At 70.3% G+C, this 21,614-nt stretch carries 20 protein-coding genes and 1 pseudogene; 15 read left to right on the top strand and 6 right to left on the bottom strand.

Annotation, left to right across the window (positions count from 1 at the left end):
* Positions 1–379 (bottom strand): ATP-binding cassette domain-containing protein (locus tag A5655_RS08935; protein ID WP_156764780.1); only part of this gene is annotated, 379 nt, incomplete at its 3' end.
* Between the two features lie 18 nt (positions 380–397).
* Here A5655_RS08935 and A5655_RS08930 point away from each other — a divergent pair.
* Positions 398–832 (top strand): annotated as a pseudogene (locus A5655_RS08930) (ATP-binding cassette domain-containing protein); the annotation flags it as partial.
* Positions 832–3,513 carry a fumarate reductase/succinate dehydrogenase flavoprotein subunit gene (locus A5655_RS08925; protein WP_197508641.1) on the top strand — a complete coding sequence of 894 codons (2,682 nt, stop codon included), beginning with the start codon at positions 832–834 and terminating at the stop codon, positions 3,511–3,513. The pseudogene A5655_RS08930 and the gene A5655_RS08925, both read left to right, overlap by 1 nt.
* Before the next feature lie 6 nt (positions 3,514–3,519).
* Here the strand turns inward: A5655_RS08925 and A5655_RS08920 are convergent, their stop codons facing one another.
* From A5655_RS08920 to A5655_RS08910, 3 genes are all read right to left on the bottom strand, one after another.
* On the bottom strand, positions 3,520–4,422 hold the full coding sequence (locus A5655_RS08920; RefSeq protein WP_082978566.1) for a S1C family serine protease: 903 nt from the start codon (positions 4,420–4,422) through the stop codon (positions 3,520–3,522).
* A 122-nt stretch (positions 4,423–4,544) separates the two neighbouring features.
* Positions 4,545–5,084, bottom strand: coding sequence for a GNAT family N-acetyltransferase (locus A5655_RS08915; protein WP_067008394.1), 540 nt, complete (start codon positions 5,082–5,084; stop codon positions 4,545–4,547).
* Positions 5,085–5,088: 4 nt separating this feature from the next.
* Positions 5,089–6,294 (bottom strand): serine hydrolase, encoded by a 1,206-nt coding sequence (locus A5655_RS08910; protein WP_067008391.1) that lies wholly within the window; start codon positions 6,292–6,294, stop codon positions 5,089–5,091.
* A gap of 94 nt (positions 6,295–6,388) precedes the next feature.
* On the opposite strand from A5655_RS08910, the gene A5655_RS28230 reads away from it, so the two are divergent.
* From A5655_RS28230 to pyrF, 8 genes are all read left to right on the top strand, one after another.
* Complete coding sequence (locus tag A5655_RS28230; RefSeq protein WP_197508640.1) at positions 6,389–6,682, top strand: hypothetical protein; 294 nt, start codon at positions 6,389–6,391, stop codon at positions 6,680–6,682.
* A 128-nt stretch (positions 6,683–6,810) separates the two neighbouring features.
* Positions 6,811–7,383, top strand: coding sequence for a bifunctional pyr operon transcriptional regulator/uracil phosphoribosyltransferase PyrR (pyrR, locus tag A5655_RS08905; protein ID WP_067008388.1), 573 nt, complete (start codon positions 6,811–6,813; stop codon positions 7,381–7,383).
* Positions 7,380–8,324 carry an aspartate carbamoyltransferase catalytic subunit gene (locus tag A5655_RS08900; protein WP_067008385.1) on the top strand — a complete coding sequence of 315 codons (945 nt, stop codon included), beginning with the start codon at positions 7,380–7,382 and terminating at the stop codon, positions 8,322–8,324. The genes pyrR and A5655_RS08900 overlap by 4 nt, the downstream gene beginning before the upstream one ends.
* Entirely contained in the window at positions 8,321–9,613 is a 1,293-nt protein-coding gene (locus tag A5655_RS08895) for a dihydroorotase (RefSeq protein ID WP_067008382.1), read from the top strand. The genes A5655_RS08900 and A5655_RS08895 overlap by 4 nt, the downstream gene beginning before the upstream one ends.
* Positions 9,610–10,107, top strand: coding sequence for a transporter (locus tag A5655_RS08890; protein ID WP_067008378.1), 498 nt, complete (start codon positions 9,610–9,612; stop codon positions 10,105–10,107). Before A5655_RS08895 ends, A5655_RS08890 begins: the two co-directional genes overlap by 4 nt.
* Positions 10,104–11,237, top strand: a complete 1,134-nt coding sequence (gene carA / locus A5655_RS08885; protein WP_067008375.1) for a glutamine-hydrolyzing carbamoyl-phosphate synthase small subunit — start codon at positions 10,104–10,106, stop codon at positions 11,235–11,237. The genes A5655_RS08890 and carA overlap by 4 nt, the downstream gene beginning before the upstream one ends.
* Entirely contained in the window at positions 11,237–14,590 is a 3,354-nt protein-coding gene (carB, locus tag A5655_RS08880) for a carbamoyl-phosphate synthase large subunit (protein WP_067008372.1), read from the top strand. Before carA ends, carB begins: the two co-directional genes overlap by 1 nt.
* Positions 14,587–15,414 carry an orotidine-5'-phosphate decarboxylase gene (gene pyrF / locus A5655_RS08875; RefSeq protein WP_067008369.1) on the top strand — a complete coding sequence of 276 codons (828 nt, stop codon included), beginning with the start codon at positions 14,587–14,589 and terminating at the stop codon, positions 15,412–15,414. Before carB ends, pyrF begins: the two co-directional genes overlap by 4 nt.
* Before the next feature lie 119 nt (positions 15,415–15,533).
* Here the strand turns inward: pyrF and A5655_RS08870 are convergent, their stop codons facing one another.
* On the bottom strand, positions 15,534–15,956 hold the full coding sequence (locus tag A5655_RS08870; protein WP_067008366.1) for a molybdopterin-binding protein: 423 nt from the start codon (positions 15,954–15,956) through the stop codon (positions 15,534–15,536).
* Positions 15,957–16,414: 458 nt separating this feature from the next.
* On the opposite strand from A5655_RS08870, the gene mihF reads away from it, so the two are divergent.
* The 5 genes from mihF (at position 16,415) to metK (ending at position 20,383) form a co-directional block, all read left to right on the top strand.
* Positions 16,415–16,729 carry an integration host factor, actinobacterial type gene (gene mihF / locus A5655_RS08865; RefSeq protein WP_036355303.1) on the top strand — a complete coding sequence of 105 codons (315 nt, stop codon included), beginning with the start codon at positions 16,415–16,417 and terminating at the stop codon, positions 16,727–16,729.
* A gap of 60 nt (positions 16,730–16,789) precedes the next feature.
* Positions 16,790–17,416 (top strand): guanylate kinase, encoded by a 627-nt coding sequence (gene gmk, locus A5655_RS08860; RefSeq protein ID WP_082978565.1) that lies wholly within the window; start codon positions 16,790–16,792, stop codon positions 17,414–17,416.
* A gap of 80 nt (positions 17,417–17,496) precedes the next feature.
* Entirely contained in the window at positions 17,497–17,820 is a 324-nt protein-coding gene (gene rpoZ, locus A5655_RS08855; protein ID WP_067008361.1) for a DNA-directed RNA polymerase subunit omega, read from the top strand.
* A 13-nt stretch (positions 17,821–17,833) separates the two neighbouring features.
* On the top strand, positions 17,834–19,081 hold the full coding sequence (gene coaBC / locus A5655_RS08850; RefSeq protein ID WP_067008358.1) for a bifunctional phosphopantothenoylcysteine decarboxylase/phosphopantothenate--cysteine ligase CoaBC: 1,248 nt from the start codon (positions 17,834–17,836) through the stop codon (positions 19,079–19,081).
* Positions 19,082–19,171: 90 nt separating this feature from the next.
* Entirely contained in the window at positions 19,172–20,383 is a 1,212-nt protein-coding gene (gene metK / locus A5655_RS08845) for a methionine adenosyltransferase (protein ID WP_067008355.1), read from the top strand.
* Between the two features lie 8 nt (positions 20,384–20,391).
* Here the strand turns inward: metK and A5655_RS08840 are convergent.
* Positions 20,392–21,614: beta strand repeat-containing protein (locus tag A5655_RS08840; protein ID WP_369807202.1), on the bottom strand; the 1,223-nt coding region annotated here is incomplete at its 5' end.

The following is a 21,614-nucleotide window of genomic DNA, read 5'->3' as shown; positions in this document are numbered from 1 at the left end:
TTCCGAAGCCGGTGAGCCCGAGCTCGTCGATCCACCGCTCGGCCGCCGCGCGCCGGGTGGCGCGGGGCTCGCCGCGCAGCCGCAGCGCCAGCTCGATGTTGGACCTCACGGTGCGCCACGGCAGCAGCGCGTTGTCCTGAAAGACCATGCCGCGGTCGCCCGAGGTCGTGGTGACCGGTGCGCCGTCGGCCAGCACCCGGCCGTCGTCGGGCGCCAGCAGGCCGGCCAGCGCCCGCAGCACCGTCGACTTGCCGCAGCCCGACGGGCCGGTGAGCACCAGGATCTCCCCCGGGCGCACGGCCAGGCTGAGCCCGTCGATGACCGGAGAACCGGTGTAGGACAACCGGACTCGATCCAGCTCGAGCCGCAGGCCCGTCATCGCAGACCCTCCTGCGCGCGCGGCGAGCCCCGCGCCACCCGGCGCGCGGCGGCCGAGCGGTGGATCGACGAGCTCGGGCTCACCGGCTTCGGAAATTACCTGCCCAAGAGCCTGTCCGGCGGGATGCGGCAGCGCGTCCAGCTGGCCCGCGGCCTGGCCGGGGCGCCGCGCGCGGTGATGATGGACGAGCCGTTCGGGGCGCTGGACACGCAGACCCGGGCCGCCATGCAGAGGCTGCTCATCGACGCCTGGCGCACCCATCCGACGACGATCGTCTTCGTCACCCACGACGTCGACGAGGCGCTGGCGCTGGGGGACCGGATCGTCGTGCTGGGCCGGGCCGGCGAGCCGGTGCGGGCGGTGCTCGACGTGCCCGAACCGCGCGTCGATCGGCCTCGCTCCGAGCTGCGCAGCGAAGTGCTTGCCGCGCTGGATCATTCGGTGGCGGCGTGATGCTGATCCCTGATCTGGCCCCGCTGCGCCTCGATTGCGACGTGCTGGTCATCGGCGGTGGGACCGCGGGCACCATGGCGGCCCTGTCCGCCGCCGAGGGTGGCGCGCGGGTGCTGCTCTTGGAGAAGGCCCACGTGCGGCACTCCGGCGCGCTGGCGATGGGCATGGACGGCGTCAACAACGCCGTCATCCCCGGCAAGGCCGAGCCCGAGGACTACGTCGCGGAGATCACCCGCGCCAACGACGGAATCGTCAACCAGCGCACCGTTTATCAGACCGCGTCGCGTGGTTTCGCGATGGTGCAGCGGCTGGAGCGCTACGGGGTGAAATTCGAGAAGGACGAGCACGGCGAGTACGCGGTGCGCCGCGTGCACCGCTCGGGCTCGTACGTGCTGCCCATGCCGGAGGGCAAGGACGTCAAGAAGGCGCTGTACCGGGTGCTGCGGCAGAAATCGATGCGGGAGAGGATCCGCATCGAGAACCGGCTGATGCCGGTGCGGGTGCTGGTTCAGGACGGTCGCGCGGTGGGCGCCGCCGCCTTGCACACGCGCACCGGCGAGTTCGTCGCCGTCGGCGCCAAGGCGGTGATCCTGGCCACCGGGGCGTGCGGGCGGCTGGGCCTGCCCGCCTCGGGCTATCTGTACGGCACCTACGAGAACCCGACCAACGCCGGCGACGGGTACGCGATGGCCTACCACGCCGGCGCGGAGCTGTCGGGAATCGAGTGTTTCCAGGTCAATCCGCTGATCAAGGACTACAACGGACCGGCCTGCGCCTACGTGGCCAACCCGTTCGGCGGCTATCAGGTCAACGCGCACGGCGAGCGGTTCGTCGACTCCGACTACTGGTCGGGGCAGATGATGGCCGAGGTCAAAAGCGAGATCGACTCGGCCCGCGGCCCGATCTACCTCAAGGTGTCGCACCTGTCCGACGAGACACTGACCGCGCTGGAGAACATCCTGCACACCACCGAACGCCCGACCCGGGGCACCTTCCACGCCAACCGCGGGCACGACTACCGCACCCACGACGTGGAGATGCACATCTCCGAGATCGGCCTGTGCAGCGGCCATTCCGCGTCCGGGGTGTGGGTCGACGAGCACGCCCGCACCACGGTGCCGGGCCTGTACGCCGCGGGGGATTTGGCCTGCGTCCCGCACAACTACATGATCGGGGCGTTCGTCTTCGGCGACCTCGCCGGCTCCGACGCCGCGGGCAGTCTGCTTGATACCCCTGCGCCACAAGGGCTCCCGGAAGACCAGTTGCGCGAGGCGCACGAGCTGATCTACCGCCCGCTGCGGCACCCGGACGGGCCGCCGCAACCGCAGGTCGAATACAAGCTGCGCCGGTTCGTCAACGACTATGTGGCGCCGCCGAAGACCGCGGCGAAGCTGTCCATCGCGGTGCGCACCTTCGACCGGATGCGCGACGAGATCGCCGAGATGGGCGCGCGCAACCCGCACGAACTGATGCGGGCGGTGGAGGTGTCGTTCATCCGGGACTGCGCCGAGATGGCCGCCCGCTCCTCGCTCACCCGGACCGAATCGCGGTGGGGTCTCTACCACGACCGCGCCGACCTGCCCGGCCGCGACGACGACCAATGGGGCTATCACCTGAACCTGCGCAAGGGCCCCGACGGTGAAATGGCATTCCTCAAGCGGCCCGTCGCGCCGTACTTCGTGCCCGTCCCGGAGCTGGACGGCCTGCCGCCGGTGGACCAGAGCGTGCGCGAGGTCGACCAGCCGCCGCTGATCGGCGGTCAGGCTCCGGTCGCCACGGGTTCCCGGATCGCCTCGCCCACAACGACGTTCGAGCCGCCGTCGCCGCGCATCGCCGAGGTACTCGCTCTGGAGGAGCCCACGGTCGCCGAGCTGGCGCGGCATCTGGCCGATGCCGATCCCGGGGTGCGCCGCACCGCGGTGGCCACCCTGACCGAGCACATCCCAGACGGGTATGCGCCCGCCCTGTTCGCGGCGCTCGCCGACGCCGACGCCTCGGTGCGCCGCGGCGCCGCCGAGGGAATTCGGGAGCTGGTGGAGGTGCTGCCCGACCCGGCCGGCGCCGAACCGTATCTGCAGTCCCGGGATTCGGTGGTGCGCGCGGCCGCCGTGTATTTGCTGGCCGCGCGCCGCGCCGGCGGCGCCGCCCAATACCGCAGCGCCCTCGACGATCCCGACCACCGGGTGCGCATCGAGGCGGTGCGGGCGCTGGTGTCGGTCGACGACGTCGCCGGCGTCGTCGCGGCGACCGGGGACGAGAGCCGGGAGGTCCGCATCGCGGCGGCCGGCGGTCTGGCGACGCTGCGGGACGGCGCGCGAGCCGTGAGCGCGCTGATCGCCGATCCCGACCCGCTGGTGCGCGCGGCCGCGCTGGCCGCCCTGGGCGAGTTGGGCTGCGGCGAGGCCGATTTGGGTGCCGTCGAAAAGGCGCTGCGGGCGCCGGCCTGGCAGGTGCGCGAGGGCGCGGCGCGGGCGCTGGCCGGCGCGGCGGCGGGGGTCGCTCTGCCCCTGCTGTCCGAGGCGCTGTCCGACGCCCACCTCGACGTGCGCAAGGCGGCGGTGCTGAGCCTGACCCGCTGGGCCGGCGAACCCGCCGCCCGCGACGCGCTGAGCATCGCGCTCAAGGACGGCGACGCCGACGTGCGCGCCTACGCGCGCCGGGCCGTGGAAGGGAACGGATAGCCGGGCTCAGCGGTGCCCCAGCGACGCGTTCGTCGCGTTGGCGCTGGCGATCAATTGGTTGGCAACGCGCTTGACCTGGTCGACGGGGATCGCGAAACCCACGCCGATCCAGCCGGCCGGTCCTCCGGGGTAAGTGGCTCCCATCGATGCGATGGCGGAGTTGAGCCCGATCATTTCGCCGGCCGTGTTGAGCAATGCGCCGCCGGAGCTACCGGGACTCATCGTGGCGTCCGTCTGGATGGCGTCGAACACGGCGCTGTTGCCGCCGGGGCCGGTGATGCCCGACACCGGGCGGTGCAGCGCGCTGATCACCCCGGTGGTTACCGTGCCGTCCAGCCCGAGCGGCGCGCCGATGGCCACCACGTTTTGGCCCACATGCAGGCCGGCCGACGTGCCCATGGCTATCGGGTGCAGGCCCGAAATCCCTTGCACGCGAACGACCGCGATGTCGGCGACCGGATCGGCGCCGACGAGCGTGTACGGCGCGGCGCGTCCGTCGGCGAGGGTCGCCAGGGTTTTCACCGGCGGGCCGGCTCCCGCCGGCCCCGGCATGGACACGACGTGATTGTTGGTCAGGATCAGCCCGTCGGCGCTCAGCACGACACCCGAGCCCTCTTCGGCCTGTGTGGCCGCCGCCGTCTCGAGTTTGACCACACTCGGTATCGCCTTGGCCGCAGCCTGCTCGATATCTGCGGCGGGCGACTGGGTAGCGGTGGGCGGGCCGTTCACGGTCGCGGCGACCGGGCGAAATTCGGCGACGCCGAGGGCGCCCGCGGCCCCCGAGAACAGCGCAAGAGCCGCGGCGCCGACGATGATTCCCAACCGCGACCGCAGAAGTTCGTGCCGTCCGCCGGGCAATTCGTGGCGCCCCGGACCGTGGGAGAACCGGCTATGCGTGGCGGTCGTCATCGGTAGGGGACCTTCTCCGTACGGCTACTCGCGCGGTGTGTGCCCCGACGCACCCGTGTCACACATCGGATGCCCAATAACCATGCGGGGAAACATCGTCGGGGAGTCGGCGGACCGCCGCGTCAGCGCAGGATCTTGGCGTAGAGCAGGCTGTCTTGCGGCTCGGGTCCCATGGTGGGGAAGACGGCGTAGCGGCCGAGTCGGCCCTCCAGGACGAAACCGGCGCGCTCCAATAGCCGTGCCGAGCGCTCGTTTTCGACGCTGCACGACGCCCACACGCGATACACCCCGCGATCGGCCTCCAGCGCGGTCAGCAGCAGGTCGAGCACCTCGGACATGTAACCCTTGCCCCACCATCGCCGCGCGAGGCAGTAACCGATCTCGACCGAGTGCGGCACGGCGCGCCGGCAGCTGGTCAGCCCGATGAGGTCGCCGCTGTGCTTCAGCGCGATCGCCCAGGTCCGCTCTTCGTCGCTGACGTTGAGTTTTTCGGTGATGACCCGCCGCGTCGCCGCCACGTCGGGGTGCGGCGCCCACAGCAGGTACTTGGTGACCTCGGGATCGCGGGCGACCCGCTGGAACAGCGCGCCCGCGTCGTCGAGCATCGGCGGGCGCAACACCAGCCGTTGCCCGGTGATGCGGACGGGCGGATAGTCGACCATGGCCCTAGAGCCCGAGCGCCTGATAGGTGCGGCGGACGAATTTCGGTTGCGCCGATTGGAGTTTCGACAACGAGGTGTTGCCCGCGACGGCAGCGGCCACGTCGGCGGACATGTCGGGCAGGTTCTGGACCAGGTACAGCAGCACCAGGTCGGCGGTCGGGTCGGCCTGCCACCAGGTGCCGTACGCGCCGGGCCAGCTGAATGTGCCGAGCCCGCCCGGCCCGAACAGCGGCGCGCTCCGGGCCGGGTCGGTCACCACCGACAGGTTCAGCCCGAAGCCGCGGCCGACCCAATAGGGCGCCCCCAGGAAGTAGTGCCGCTTCTGATCGTCGGTGAGCCGGTCGGTCCGCATCAGCCGGGCGGACTCGGGGGAGAGCACCCGCACGCCGTCGATCGACCCGTCGCCGAGCAGCATCCGCACGAACCGAAGGTAGTCGTCGGCGGTCGACCACAACCCGCCGCCGGCGTTGCAGAAGGAGGGTGGCTTGATGTGCGGCGGCCCCATGGCGTCGTGGTGCAGCCGGCCCTGCCCGTCGAGCCGATACATGGTCGCGGCGCGGCGGCGCCCCTCGGGGGAGACGAAGAACCCGGTGTCGGGCATGCCCACCGGACCCAGGACCCGTTCGTCGAGGACCTCGTTGAACGGCTTGCCCTCGATGCGAGAAGCGATGACGCCCAAGAGGTCTATGGAATGGCTGTAGGTCAGTCGGTCACCGGGCTGATGGACCAGCGGCAGCTTGGCCAGCTCGGCCAGCCAGACGTCCGGGCCCTGATTGAAGGGCAGCCGCACATAGGCCTTGGCGATCGGCCCCGACACCGAGAAGCCGTACGCCAGGCCGCTGGTGTGGGTGAGCAGGTCCTCGATCAGGATGGCGCGGCCCAGCGGGTGCGTCCGGTCCAGCGGGCCGTGCGGGTCGTCGAGCACGCGCACGTCGGCCAGTTCGGGCGCCCAGCGCACGATCGGGTCCTTCAGCGCCAACTTGCCCTCGTCGACCAGGCTCATCACCGCGGCGACCGTGACCGGCTTGGTCATCGACGCGATGCGGAACACCGTGTCCCGCCGCATCGGCAGGCCCGCGTCGATGTCGCGGTAGCCGATCTCGTTGACCTGCAGCAGTTCTCCGCGCTGCCAGACCATCGTCAGCGCACCGGCGAGCAGGCCCGCGTCGCACACCTCGCGGATGGAGGCCTGATTGACGTCCAGATTCACCGGTTCAGGGTAGCTAGGAGCGCTGGGCGCGGACCCACTAGTGGCGCGTTTGCGGCCCTGTACATTCCGCGCGCACAGGTCAAGACTTAGTCTCATGCCAAATAAACCAGGCAGGGCGATAGCCGCGGTTTGTGGTGGAGCCGCCGCGCTGGCCCTGGCGTTCGGCGGTGTCGGTGTAGTCAACGACGCTGTCGCACCCCAGACCATCGCGGACCCCTCGACGACCGTGGCGCCCACGCCGTCGTCCCCGGACGACCAGTGCTGCGACCAGCCCCAACCCCAGGCGTCGGCCAACTGGAACTGCAAGATCGGCCTGAACTGTGGGCCCATTCGCCCGCAACGGACCTGGCCGCCGCCCGCGCCCCCGCCGCCTCCTCCGCCGCCGTAGGCCGCTCGAGCGCTTGACACGGGGGCACGCCTCCCGCCGGCGCGCTCGGCGGTAGTGCTACGCTGCCTGGCAGTCGACATCCTTTAACGATCCGTCCGGAGAGGCGGAGAAGGAGGTCAAGTTCTCGCATGTGTGCCGCGGGGGATGCCGCTGTAGGCAGTGAATCCCGGGAGTTGATGTCGGCGGCCGACGTGGGTCGCACCATCTCCCGCATCGCGCATCAGATCATCGAAAAAACCGCGCTCGACGGTCCCGACGCGCCGCGGGTGGTGCTGCTGGGAATCCCGACCCGCGGCGTCCTTCTCGCCGAACGCCTGGCCACCAACATCGCCGAGTTCAGCGGGGTCGACGTCGCGCACGGCGCCCTCGACATCACCCTCTACCGCGACGACCTCATGCAAAAGCCGCCGCGACCGCTGGCGGCCACCTCCATCCCCGCCGGCGGTGTCGACGACGCGCTGGTGATCCTCGTCGACGACGTGCTCTACTCCGGGCGCTCGGTGCGTTCTGCGCTGGACGCGCTGCGCGACGTGGGCCGGCCGCGCGCGGTGCAACTGGCGGTCCTCGTCGACCGCGGCCACCGCGAACTGCCGCTGCGCGCCGACTACGTCGGCAAGAACGTGCCGACCTCGCGCACCGAAAGCGTGCACGTCCTGCTCGGCGAGCACGACGGCCGCGACGGGGTGGTGATCTCGCGATGACGCGGCACCTGCTGGCCGCCGGCGACCTGAGCCGCGACGACGCCACCGCGATCCTCGACGACGCCGACCGGTTCGCGCAGGCCCTGGTCGGTCGCGAGATCAAGAAGCTGCCGACGCTGCGCGGGCGGACCGTCGTCACCATGTTCTACGAGAACTCCACCCGCACCCGGGTGTCCTTCGAGGTGGCCGGCAAATGGATGAGTGCCGACGTGATCAACGTCAGCGCAGCCGGATCCTCGGTGGGCAAGGGGGAGTCGCTGCGCGACACTGCCCTGACGCTGCGCGCGGCCGGCGCCGACGCGCTGATCATCCGCCACCCCGCCTCGGGGGCCGCGCAGCTGCTCGCGGACTGGACGTGCGGCAACGGCGACGGACCGTCGGTGATCAACGCTGGCGACGGCACCCACGAGCACCCCACTCAGGCGCTGCTGGACGCGCTGACCGTCCGCCAGCGGCTCGGCGCGATCGAGGGCAGGCGCGTCGTGATCGTCGGCGACATCCTGCACAGCAGGGTCGCCCGCTCCAACGTCATGCTGCTGGCAACGCTGGGCGCCGAGGTGGTGCTGGTCGCGCCGCCGACGCTGCTGCCGGTCGGGGTGGACGGCTGGCCGGCCACCGTGTCCTACGACTTCGACGCCGAGCTGCCCGCCGCCGACGCGGTGCTGATGTTGCGGGTGCAGGCCGAGCGGATGAACGGCGGCTTCTTCCCGTCGGTGCGCGAATACTCGGTTCGCTACGGGCTTTCCGAGCGGCGCCAGGCGATGCTGCCCGGCCACGCCGTGGTGCTGCACCCCGGACCGATGGTGCGCGGCATGGAGATCTCGTCCTCGGTGGCCGACTCGTCACAATCGGCTGTGCTGCAACAGGTTTCGAACGGAGTGCACGTGCGGATGGCGGTGCTGTTCCATGTGCTGGTGGGGGCGGAGGACATCGCGGCATGAGCGTGCTGATCCGCGGCGTGCGGCTCTACGGTGAAGGCGAGCGGGTCGACGTCCTCGTCGACGACGGGCAGATCGCCGAAATCGGCCCGGGCCTGGCCATCCCCGACACCGCCGACGTGATCGACGCGACCGGCCAGCTGCTGCTGCCCGGGTTCGTCGACCTCCACACCCACCTGCGCGAGCCGGGCCGCGAATACGCCGAGGACATCGAAACCGGTTCGGCGGCTGCGGCTTTGGGCGGCTATACGGCGGTGTTCGCGATGGCCAACACCAATCCCGTCGCCGACAGCCCGGTGGTCACCGACCACGTCTGGCATCGCGGCCAGCAGGTCGGGCTGGTCGACGTGCATCCCGTCGGCGCGGTCACCGTCGGGCTGGCCGGGGCCGAGCTCACCGAGATGGGCATGATGGCCGCCGGCGCCGCGCAGGTGCGGATGTTCTCCGATGACGGCATCTGCGTGCACGACCCGCTGATCATGCGCCGCGCCCTGGAGTACGCCACCGGCCTCGGGGTGCTGATCGCCCAGCACGCCGAGGAGCCCAGGCTGACCGTCGGCGCCGTCGCCCACGAGGGGCCGACGGCCGCGCGGCTGGGACTCGCGGGATGGCCCCGCGCCGCCGAGGAATCGATCGTGGCGCGCGACGCGCTGCTGGCCCGCGACGCCGGCGCCCGGGTGCACATCTGCCACGCCTCCACCGCGGGCACCGTCGAGATCGTGAAATGGGCTAAGGAACAAGGCATTTCGATAACCGCCGAGGTCACCCCGCACCACCTGCTGCTCGACGACGGCCGGCTGGCCTCCTACGAGGGGGTGAACCGGGTCAACCCGCCGCTGCGCGAGGCCGCCGACGCCATCGCGCTGCGTCAGGCGCTGGCCGACGGGGTGATCGACTGTGTGGCCACCGACCACGCCCCGCACGCCGAACACGAGAAGTGCGTCGAGTTCTCGGCCGCGCGCCCCGGCATGCTGGGGCTGCAGACCGCGCTGTCGGTGGTGGCGCAGACGATGGTGGCCCCCGGGCTGCTGACGTGGCGCGATGTCGCGCGGGTGATGAGCGAGAACCCGGCGCGCATCGTCGGGTTGCCCGACCACGGCCGCCCGCTGGAGGTGGGGGAGCCGGCCAACCTCACGGTGGTGGACCCGGACGCCACGTGGACGGTCGCCGGGCCGGACCTGGCCAGCCGGTCGGCCAACACGCCGTACGAGTCGATGACGTTGCCCGCCACCGTGACCGCGACCCTGCTGCGCGGAAAGGTCACCGCGCGTGACGGGAAGAGCCCGGCATGAACTCGGGGACGCTGGTGGGGTCGCTGATCTTCGCGGCCGTGCTGGTGCTGGTGATCGCGGTGCTCATCCAGCTGATGATGCGCGGCTGGCGGCGCCGCTCGCATCAGCAAACGGAGCTGATCGGCGACCTGCCCGACGTGCCCGACAAGGTGGGCACGGCCACGCTGACCACCCGCGGCGTCTATTGCGGCTGCACGATGGCGCCGGAGTGGAACGAGCGGATCACGGCCGGCGATTTGGGGTACCGCAGCAAGGCGGTGCTGACGCGTTACCCGGAGGGGATCCTGCTGGAACGCGTTCGGGCCCTTCCGATTTGGATGCCGCGGGAGTCGATCTCGGCCATCCGCTTGGAGCGCGGCATGGCGGGCAAGGTGGTGGCCCGCATCGGGATCCTGGCCATCCGGTGGCGCCTGCCGTCCGGCGTCGAGATCGACACCGGGTTCCGCGCGAACCACCGCGACGACTACGACGCCTGGCTGCAGGAGGCTGCGTGAGTAAAGCACTACTGGTTCTCGAAGACGGCCGCGTCTTCACCGGAACGCCGTTCGGCCAGGTCGGCCAGACGCTCGGGGAGGCCGTGTTCTCGACCGGCATGTCCGGCTACCAGGAGACGCTGACCGATCCCAGCTACCACCGCCAGATCGTCGTGGCCACCGCGCCGCAGATCGGCAACACCGGCTGGAACGACGAGGATGCCGAAAGCCGCGGCGACAAGATCTGGGTCGCCGGGTACGCGGTGCGCGACCCGTCGCCGCGCGCCTCCAACTGGCGCGCCACCGGCACGCTGGAGGACGAGCTGGCCCGGCAGGGCATCGTGGGCATCGCCGGCATCGACACCCGGGCGGTGGTGCGGCACCTGCGCAGCCGCGGCTCGATGAAGGCGGGGGTGTTCTCGGGCGACGCGCTGGCCGAGCCGGCCGAGTTGCTGGAGCGGGTGCGCGGCCAGCGGTCGATGCTGGGCGCCGACCTGGCCGGCGAGGTCAGCACCGGCGGCGCCTACGTGGTGGAACCCGAAGGGCCGCACCGGTTCACGGTGGCCGCGCTAGACCTGGGGATCAAGACCAACACGCCCCGCAACTTCTCCCGGCGCGGCATCCGCAGCCACGTGCTGCCCGCGTCGGCGACCTTCGAGCAGATCGCCGACATCGGGCCCGACGGCGTGTTCCTGTCCAACGGCCCGGGGGACCCCGCCACCGCCGACCACGTCGTCGCGCTCACCCGCGAGGTGCTGGGCGCCGGAATCCCCTTGTTCGGCATCTGTTTCGGCAATCAGATCCTGGGCCGGGCGCTGGGCTTGTCCACCTACAAGATGGTCTTCGGCCACCGCGGCATCAACGTCCCGGTCATCGACCACGCCACCGGGCGGGTCGCGGTGACCGCGCAGAACCACGGCTTCGCGCTGGAAGGCGAGGCCGGCCAGTCCTTCGACACGCCGTTCGGCCCGGCGATCGTCAGCCACACCTGCGCCAACGACGGCGTGGTGGAAGGCGTCAAACTCGCCGACGGCAAGGCGTTTTCGGTGCAGTACCACCCCGAGGCCGCCGCCGGTCCGCACGACGCGGAGTACCTGTTCGACCAATTCGTCGACCTGATGGCTTCCCAAGAAAACGGAAGGGGCCGCTAGTGCCGCGTCGCACCGACCTCAACCACGTGCTGGTGATCGGCTCGGGGCCGATCGTGATCGGGCAGGCCTGCGAGTTCGACTACTCGGGCACCCAGGCCTGCCGGGTGCTGCGCGCCGAGGGCCTGCAGGTGAGCCTGGTCAACTCGAACCCGGCCACCATCATGACCGACCCCGAGTTCGCCGATCACACCTACGTCGAACCCATCACGCCGGCGTTCGTCGAGCGGGTGATCGCCCAGCAGGCCGAGCGCGGCAACAAGATCGACGCCCTGCTGGCCACATTGGGCGGGCAGACCGCGCTCAACACCGCGGTTGCGCTGTACGAGAACGGGGCGCTGGAGCGCCACGGCGTCGAGCTGATCGGGGCGGACATCGACGCCATCCAGCGGGGCGAGGACCGTCAGATGTTCAAGGACATCGTCGCCAAGGTCGGTGGTGAATCCGCCCGCAGCCGAGTGTGTTTCACGATGGAAGAGGTGCGCGAGACGGTCGATGAACTCGGGCTTCCGGTGGTGGTGCGGCCCAGCTTCACCATGGGCGGCCTGGGCTCGGGCATGGCGCGATCCGTCGAGGAGGTCGACCGGATGGCCGGCGCCGGCCTGGCCGAAAGCCCCAGCGCCAATGTGCTCATCGAGGAATCGATCTACGGCTGGAAGGAATTCGAGCTCGAGTTGATGCGTGACGGCAACGACAACGTGGTCGTGGTGTGCTCGATCGAGAACTTCGACCCGATGGGCGTGCACACCGGCGACTCGGTCACCGTCGCACCCGCCATGACGCTCACCGACCGCGAATACCAGCGGATGCGCGACCTGGGCATCGCGATCCTGCGCGAGGTCGGGGTGGACACCGGCGGCTGCAACATCCAGTTCGCGATCAACCCGGTCGACGGCCGGCTGATCGTGATCGAGATGAACCCCCGGGTGTCCCGGTCGAGCGCGCTGGCCTCCAAGGCCACCGGCTTCCCGATCGCCAAGATCGCCGCCAAGCTGGCGATCGGCTACACCCTCGACGAGATCCTCAACGACATCACCAAGGAGACACCGGCCTGCTTCGAGCCGACGCTCGACTACGTCGTCGTCAAGGCGCCGCGGTTCGCGTTCGAGAAGTTCCCGGGCGCCGACCCCACCCTGACCACCACCATGAAGTCCGTCGGCGAGGCGATGTCGCTGGGCCGCAACTTCATCGAGGCGCTCGGCAAGGTGATGCGATCGCTGGAGACGACCCGCGCCGGGTTCTGGACGGCCCCCGACGAGCGGGGCGATGTCGACGAGGTGCTGGCCCGGCTGCGGACCCCGACCGAGGGCCGGCTCTACGACATCGAACTGGCGCTGCGGCTGGGCGCCTCGGTCGAGCGGGTCGCCGAGGCCAGCGGCGTCGACCCGTGGTTCGTCGCCCAGATCGGCGAGCTGATCGGGCTACGGGCCCAGCTGGTCGCCGCCCCGGTGCTTGACGCCGAGCTGCTGCGGCGGGCGAAACACAGCGGGCTCTCGGACCGCCAGATCGCCGCGCTGCGGCCGGAATTGGCGGGGGAGAACGGGGTGCGGTCGCTGCGCGAGCGCCTCGGCATCCACCCGGTGTACAAGACGGTGGACACCTGCGCGGCCGAGTTCGAGGCCAAGACGCCCTACCACTACAGCAGCTACGAGCTGGACGCCGCCGCCGAGACCGAGGTGGCCCCGCAGACCGAGAAGCCCAAGGTGCTGATCCTGGGATCGGGCCCCAACCGCATCGGCCAGGGCATCGAATTCGACTACAGCTGCGTGCACGCGGCAACGACGTTGAGCCAGGCCGGTTTCGAGACCGTGATGGTCAACTGCAACCCCGAGACGGTGTCCACCGACTACGACACCGCCGACCGGCTGTATTTCGAGCCGCTGACCTTCGAGGACGTGCTCGAGGTGTTCCGCGCCGAAACGCAGTCGGGCAACGGCGGTCCCGGCGTGGTGGGGGTGATCGTGCAGCTCGGCGGGCAGACGCCGCTGGGGCTAGCGCAGCGGCTCTTCGACGCCGGGGTCCCGATCGTGGGCACGCCGCCGGAGGCCATCGACCTGGCCGAGGACCGCGGCGCCTTCGGCGACGTGCTGGCCGCCGCCGGCTTGCCGGCGCCGAAATACGGCATGGCAACCACTTTCGCGCAGGCCCGCCGGATCGCCGAGGACATCGGCTACCCGGTGCTGGTGCGGCCGTCGTACGTGCTGGGCGGTCGCGGCATGGAGATCGTCTACGACGAGGAGACGCTGGAGGGCTACATCACCCGCGCCACCGCGCTCTCGCCCGAGCACCCGGTGCTCGTCGACCGCTTCCTCGAGGACGCGGTGGAGATCGACGTCGACGCCCTGTGCGACGGCTCCGAGGTCTACATCGGCGGCATCATGGAGCACATCGAGGAGGCCGGCATCCACTCCGGCGACTCGGCCTGCGCGCTGCCCCCGGTCACGCTGGGCCGCAGCGACATCGAGAAGGTGCGCCGCGCCACCGAGGCCATCGCCCACGGCATCGGCGTGATCGGGCTGCTCAACGTCCAGTACGCCCTCAAGGACGACGTGCTCTACGTCCTGGAGGCCAACCCGCGGGCCAGCCGCACGGTGCCGTTCGTCTCCAAGGCGACCGCGATCCCGCTCGCCAAGGCGTGCGCCCGGATCATGTTGGGCGCCACCATCTCCGCGCTTCGCGGCGAGGGCCTGCTGGCCGCGACCGGCGACGGCGCCCACGCGCCGCCGCAGGCCCCGATCGCGGTCAAGGAGGCCGTGCTGCCTTTCCACCGCTTCCGCCGCGCCGACGGGGCCGCCATCGATTCGCTGCTCGGCCCGGAGATGAAATCGACGGGCGAGGTGATGGGCATCGACCGCGACTTCGGCAGCGCCTTCGCCAAGAGCCAGACCGCCGCCTACGGATCGCTGCCGGCCCAGGGGACGATATTCGTGTCGGTGGCCAACCGGGACAAGCGCTCACTGGTGTTCCCGGTCAAGCGGCTGGCCGATCTGGGCTTCCGGGTGCTGGCCACCGAGGGTACGGCGGAGATGTTGCGCCGCAACGGGATTCCCTGCGACGAGGTCCGCAAGCACTTCGAGCCTCCGCAGCCCGGCCGCCCGGCGATGTCGGCCGTCGACGCGATCAAGGCCGGCGAGGTCGACATGGTGATCAACACGCCGTTCGGCAACTCCGGCCCGCGCATCGACGGCTACGAAATCCGTTCGGCCGCGGTGTCGGTCAACATTCCCTGCGTCACGACGGTGCAGGGCGCGTCCGCCGCCGTGCAGGGCATCGAGGCGGGGATCCGCGGCGACATCGGGGTGCGGTCGCTGCAGGAGCTGCACAGCGCGATCGGGCCCGCGGGCAGCTCGCAGTGACCGGGTTCGGCGCCCGGCTGGCCGCGGCGAAGCTGAGCCGCGGGCCGCTGTGCCTGGGCATCGACCCGCACCCCGAGCTGCTGCGGGCCTGGGACCTGCCCACCACCGCCGACGGCCTGGCCGCGTTCTGCGACGTGTGCATCGAGGCGTTCTCCGGATTCGCGGTCGTCAAGCCGCAGGTGGCGTTCTTCGAGGCCTACGGCGCGGCCGGATACGCGGTCCTGGAACGCACCATCGCCGCGCTGCGTTCGGCCGGGGTGCTGGTGCTGGCCGACGCCAAGCGGGGCGACATCGGGACGACGATGGCGGCCTACGCCGCGGCCTGGGCGGGCGACTCGCCGCTGGCCGCCGACGCGGTGACCGCCTCGCCCTACCTGGGGTTCGGTTCGTTGCGGCCGCTGCTGGAGGCCGCGGCGGCCAACGACCGCGGGGTGTTCGTGCTGGCGGCGACGTCCAACCCGGAGGGCGGCACCGTGCAGCGCGCCGAATTCGACGGCCGCACGGTGTCGCAGCTGATCATCGACCAGGCGGCCGTGGTCAACCGCTCGGCCACCCCGTCCGAGCCCGGATACGTCGGCGTGGTCCTGGGTGCCACCGTGTTCGAGGCGCCCGACGTCAGCGAGCTGGGCGGACCGGTGCTGGTGCCCGGCGTCGGGGTGCAGGGCGGACGGCCCGAGGCGCTGGGCGGCCTGGGCGGGGCCGCTCCGGGCCAGCTGCTGCCCGCGGTGGCGCGCGAGGTGCTGCGGGCCGGCCCGAGCGTGGCGGACCTGCGCGCGGCCGGCGAACGGATGCTGGACGCCGTCGCCTACCTGTCGGCGCTGTAGCTCACGCGCGGCGTGCAACCTGGGCGTTGAGTGTGCAGTGAGGGCGGGAATTTGGCGGATTTCTCGCCCTCAGCGCACACGCGAAGCCCTCGGCGCACACGCAAACCCTCAGCGCGCCCTCAGTCCGACGCCATGGCCGCTCCCGGCCTGGCGGTCTCCACGATGACGGTGGTGGCCTTGACGACGGCCACCGCGACGCTGCCGGGCCGCAGTTTGAGCTCCTCGGCCGCGGCGGTGCTCATCAACGACACCACGGTGTGCGGGCCGCACTGCATCTCGACCTGGGACATCACGGTGTCGCTGATCACCCGGGTGACCAGGCCGACGAACCGGTTGCGGGCCGAGCTGCCGATGCTCAGCGGGTCCGGTGGTGGAGCGGGTGCGTTTGCCCGGGAAAACTCGGCCAGATCCTCGCTGGCGATGACCTTGCGTCCCGCCGCGTCGTGGGTGACCGACAAGGTGCCCTGGTTGATCCAGCGGCGGACGGTGTCGTCGCTGACTCCCAGCAGTTCAGCCGCCTGACGGATGCGCAGGTTCGGCACGATTTCGATCGTAACTGATATTTGGCTGGGCGTTAGCTGGCACATCGCTGCGTAGACGCCGCCGACCTGGCGCGGGGCTGGCGGGCGCGACACGCGCGACACGCGACGAAAAATCTCGTGACCCCCCACACCCGGGCCCGGGGCCGCCGGCCAGCGCCACCCGCACCGTCCGCGGCGATCGGCCACCGGGCCTGGGCGATAGCACAAAACCGCAGCTAGGACGCCGTATTCTGGGCGCTGCGCGGGCGTGGCCGCGACCGGATCCAGGCGGCGTCGGGCCCGCCTCGGGAACGCCCCACCGGGCTCGTCCGGGGCGCCCACGCTGCACATTTGCGCAATTAACCAGGGGGTCGGGTTAGATTTCGTCAGGAAGGCTGAGTACGGTCATCTCCGCTGGCTGAAGTACCCGGCAGAGACAAAACGAGATCGATTATCGATTGATCAGATACGGAGGAATCGTGGCCCTTCCCCAGTTGACCGACGAGCAGCGCGCGGCCGCGTTGGAGAAGGCGGCCGCCGCACGTCGAGCGCGAGCAGAGCTCAAGGATCGCCTCAAGCGCGGTGGCACCAACCTCACCCAGGTGCTCAAGGACGCCGAAAGCGATGAAGTCCTCGGCAAGATGAAGGTGTCTGCGCTGCTCGAGGCCTTGCCGAAGGTGGGCAAGGTCAAGGCGCAGGAGATCATGACCGAGCTGGAAATCGCCCCCACCCGCCGCCTTCGCGGCCTCGGGGACCGGCAGCGCAAGGCCCTGCTGGAAAAGTTCGGCTCCTAACCCGACACCGCGACCATGCAGGCCGAACGGCCTGTTGGGGGCACCGACCCAGGAGCGCCAGTGAGCGCCGGCGGGGGGCCGGACGTCGCACGGGGGGCACGTCCCGAGCCATCAGGCAGGGGGCGTGTGGTCGTGCTGTCCGGTCCCTCCGCGGTCGGCAAGTCGACGGTGGTCCGATGTCTGCGCGAGCGGATCCCCAACCTGCAGTTCAGCGTGTCGGCCACCACCCGGGCCCCGCGGCCCGGTGAGGTCGACGGCGTCGACTACCACTTCGTCACCCCCGCCCGCTTTCAGCAGCTGATCGACGAGGGCGCCCTGTTGGAGTGGGCCGAGATCCACGGCGGCCTGCACCGATCGGGCACCCTGGCCGAGCCGGTGCGGGCGGCCACCGCCTCCGGGCTTCCCGTGCTCATCGAGGTCGACCTGGCCGGCGCCAGGGCGGTCAAGAAGGCGATGCCCGAGGCCCTCACGGTGTTCCTGGCCCCGCCCAGCTGGGAGGACCTGGAACGCAGGCTGGTCGGGCGGGGCACCGAGACGCCGGAGGCCATCCGGCGCCGCCTCGACACCGCCCGCACCGAGATGGCGGCCCAAAACGACTTCGACGCGGTAGTGGTCAACAGTCGATTGGAGTCTGCGTGCGCCGAATTGGTATCCTTGCTGGTGGGAACTGCGCCGGGCCCTGCCTGAACCGCCTGACCAGACCAGATTCAAGCATCGAAGTTCTTTAAGCCGTTCCGCACGGCTCTATCCGCCAGGAGACTGACTACGTGAGCATTCCCCAGTCCGACGCGTCGCTGACCGCCGTGGACCAGTTCGACCCGTCGGTAGGCGGCCAGGGCGCCTATGACACCCCGCTGGGCATCACCAACCCGCCGATCGACGAGCTGCTGGACCGCGTGTCCAGCAAGTACGCCCTGGTCATCTACGCGGCCAAGCGGGCCCGTCAGATCAACGACTACTACAACCAGCTGGGCGAGGGCATCCTCGAGTACGTGGGCCCGCTCGTCGAGCCCGGGCTGCAGGAAAAGCCGTTGTCCATCGCGCTGCGTGAGATCCACGCCGACCTGCTCGAGCACACCGAGGGCGAGTAACAGGCCGGGCGCGGTGGACAGCAAGCGGATCGTCGTCGGCGTTTCCGGGGGCATCGCCGCCTACAAGGCGTGCACCGTCGTCCGTCAGCTCGCCGAAGCCGGCCACCAGGTCCGCGTCATCCCCACCGAATCCGCGCTGCGCTTCGTTGGGGCCGCCACCTTCGAGGCGCTGTCGGGCCAGCCGGTGCGCACCGGCGTGTTCGACGACGTGCCCGAGGTGCCGCATGTCCAGCTCGGCAAGGAGGCCGACCTGGTCCTCGTGGCGCCGGCCACCGCCGACCTGCTGGCCAGGGCCGTGTCCGGCCGCGCCGACGACCTGCTGACCGCCACCCTGCTGACCGCACGGTGCCCGGTGCTGTTCGCGCCGGCGATGCACACCGAGATGTGGTTACACCCGGCCACCGTCGACAACGTGGCCACGCTGCGGCGCCGCGGGGCCGTGGTGCTCGAACCCGCCTACGGACGGCTCACGGGCACCGACAGCGGCGCGGGTCGGCTACCGGAGGCGGAGGAGATCACCACGCTGGCCCAGCTGCTGCTGGAGCGGCACGACGCGCTGCCCTACGACCTGGCCGGCCGCCGGGTGCTGGTCACCGCCGGCGGCACCCGCGAACCGATCGACCCGGTGCGCTTCATCGGCAACCGCAGCTCGGGCAAGCAGGGCTACGCGGTGGCCCGCGTCGCCGCCCAGCGCGGCGCCGAGGTCACCCTGATCGCCGGGCACACCGCCGGGCTGATCGACCCCGCCGGCGTCAACGTGGTGCACGTCAGCTCGGCCCAGCAACTCGGCGAGGCGGTATCCAAGCACGCCCCCGAGGCGGACGTGCTGGTCATGGCCGCGGCCGTCGCCGACTTCCGGCCCGCGCGGGTTTCCACCGCAAAGATCAAAAAGGGCCCCGACGTCGCCGAGGAGCCGACGATCGAGCTGGTCCGCAACGACGACGTGCTGGCCGGCGCGGTGCGGGGCCGGGCGCACGGGCAGCTGCCCAACATGCGGGCCATCGTGGGTTTTGCCGCCGAGACGGGCGACGCCAACGGCGACGTTTTGTTCCACGCGCGAGAAAAGCTGCGGCGCAAGGGGTGTGACCTCCTGGTCGTCAACGCGGTCGGCGAAAACAAGGCATTCGAGGTGGACAGCAACGACGGCTGGCTGCTGGCCTCCGACGGCACCGAGTCGGCGCTGCCGCACGGCTCCAAGACGCTGATGGCCAGTCGTATCGTGGATGCAATCGTCGCGTTCCTGCACGGCCACAGCGGGTAGCAGGGTTTACTTCGCTACGGCGCCCGCACGGGTGCCGGATGGCGCCAGAAGATATAATTCGACTAACTAATTATTGGAAGGATCGGGACTGTGAGCGAAAAGGGTCGTCTGTTTACCAGTGAGTCGGTGACCGAAGGGCATCCCGACAAGATCTGTGACGCGATCAGCGACTCGGTCCTCGACGCCCTGCTGGCGGGGGACCCCCGCTCACGTGTGGCGGTCGAGACGCTCGTGACCACCGGGCAGGTGCACGTGGTGGGCGAGGTGACGACGTCGGCCAAGGAGGCGTTCGCCGACATCACCAACACCGTGCGCGCCCGCATCCTCGACATCGGCTACGACTCGTCGGACAAGGGCTTCGACGGGGCGTCGTGCGGGGTGAACATCGGCATCGGCCGTCAGTCGCCCGACATCGCGCAGGGCGTCGACACCGCGCACGAAACGCGCGTCGAGGGCGCCGCGGACCCGCTGGATTCCCAGGGCGCCGGCGACCAGGGCCTGATGTTCGGCTACGCGATCAACGACACCCCGGAACTGATGCCGCTGCCCATCGCGCTGGCGCACCGCCTGTCGCGCAAGCTGACCGAGGTCCGCAAGAACGGGACGCTGGGATACCTGCGCCCCGACGGCAAGACCCAGGTCACCATCGCCTACGAGGACGACGTCCCGGTGCGGCTGGACACCGTGGTGGTTTCCACGCAGCACGCCGACGGCATCGACCTGGAGAACACGCTGGACCCCGACATCCGCACGCACGTGCTGCAGACCGTGCTGGACGAGCTGGCCCACGACACCCTGGACTCGTCGGCGACCCGAGTGCTGGTCAACCCGACCGGCAAGTTCGTCGTCGGCGGCCCGATGGGCGACGCGGGCCTGACCGGCCGCAAGATCATCGTCGACACCTACGGCGGCTGGGCCCGCCACGGCGGCGGCGCCTTCTCCGGCAAGGATCCGTCCAAGGTGGACCGGTCGGCGGCGTACGCGATGCGCTGGGTGGCCAAGAACATCGTCGCCGCCGGGCTGGCGGAGCGGGTCGAGGTGCAGGTGGCCTACGCCATCGGCAAGGCCGCGCCCGTCGGCCTGTTCATCGAGACGTTCGGCACCGCGACCGTCGACCCGGTCAAGATCGAGAAGATCGTCCCCGAGGTGTTCGACCTGCGCCCCGGCGCCATCATCCGCGACCTGGACCTGCTGCGGCCCATCTACGCGCCGACCGCCGCCTACGGGCACTTCGGCCGCACCGACATCGAGCTGCCGTGGGAGCAGCTCAACATGGTCGACGAGCTCAAGCGCGCGATCTAGGCGGGCCGTCAGAGCCGGAAGAAACCGGAGTCGCCGACGCCCAAGTTGGCGAAACCGGTGTTGCCCCGGTCGAAGGGGTAGCCCCCACCGGTGTTGAAGAAGCCGGTGTTGTTGCCCAGGCCGGAGTTGAAAAACCCCGTGTTGCCGCCGACGCCCGAGTCGGTGTTCCAGAAGCCCGTGTGGTTGCCGTTGACGCCGGAATTGCCGATGCCCGTGTTGTAGTCGCCCGTGCCGGAGTTGGCCATGCCGGTGTAAAAGCTGCCGCTGCCCGAGTTTTGGAAGCCCACAGCGAATTGACCGCTGCCGGAGTTGAAGAAGCCCATGTTGTTGCCGCCCGCGCCGCTGTTGCCGAAGCCCGAGTTGAGGCCGCCGCTGGCCGTGTTGTAAAAGCCCGAGTTGTAATCGCTGGTGTTGAAGAAGCCCGAATTGCCCGTGCCGGTGTTGCCGAAGCCCGAGTTGCTCACCACACCGGTCAGGTCGTCGGTGCGGCCCCAGCCCGTGTCCAGGTTGCCGGTGTTGAACATCCCGGTGTTGGTGTTGCCCGCGTTGAAGAAACCGGTGTTGGTGTTGCCCGCGTTAAACGATCCGGTGTTGTCGCAGCCCGTGTTGAAGTCGCCGACGTTCTGGTCACCGCCGTTGAAGCTGCCCATGTTGTACGCGCCGGAGTTGCCGACGCCGATGTTGTTGTAACCGCCGTTGAGGTAGCCGATGCTGCCGTTCGACCCGTTGAGATCGCCGATGTTGTTCTGACCGGCGTTCCACGAGCCCACGTTGCTGTCGCCGGGGTTGCCGACGCCGACGTTCTGCAGGCCGGCGTTGAACAGGCCGGCGTTGGAGTAGCCTGCGTTCCACAGCCCGGTGTTGGTGTTGCCCGTATTGCCGATGCCGGTGTTGCCGTCGCCCGAGTTGAACAGGCCCCAGTTGTGGGTGCCGCTGTTGAACAGGCCGATGTTGTCGGAGCCGGAGTTGCCGAAGCCGATGTTTCCGCTGCCGGAGTTGAACGCGCCGAGCGTGAAGTGACCCGTTGCGGTGTCGTAATACGTGTTGCCGATGCCGATTTCGTTGTTGCCGGTCAGCCCGAAGCCGATGTTGTGGTTGCCGGTGTTGCCCCAGCCCAGGTTGCCGACGCCGCCGTTGGCGTTGAGGCCGCCGATGCCGACCAGGTGTCGGCGGCCGTGGCGGAGCTGTTTTCCGGCCACGCCGAGGCGTATCAGGCCGTCAGCGCCGAGGC

It is taken from the genome of Mycobacterium sp. 1081908.1, from assembly GCF_001673535.1.
Classification (GTDB): Bacteria; Actinomycetota; Actinomycetes; order Mycobacteriales; family Mycobacteriaceae; genus Mycobacterium.
Note: the sequence above shows the minus strand (reverse complement) of the source record. Positions and strands in the feature narration are given on the sequence as shown.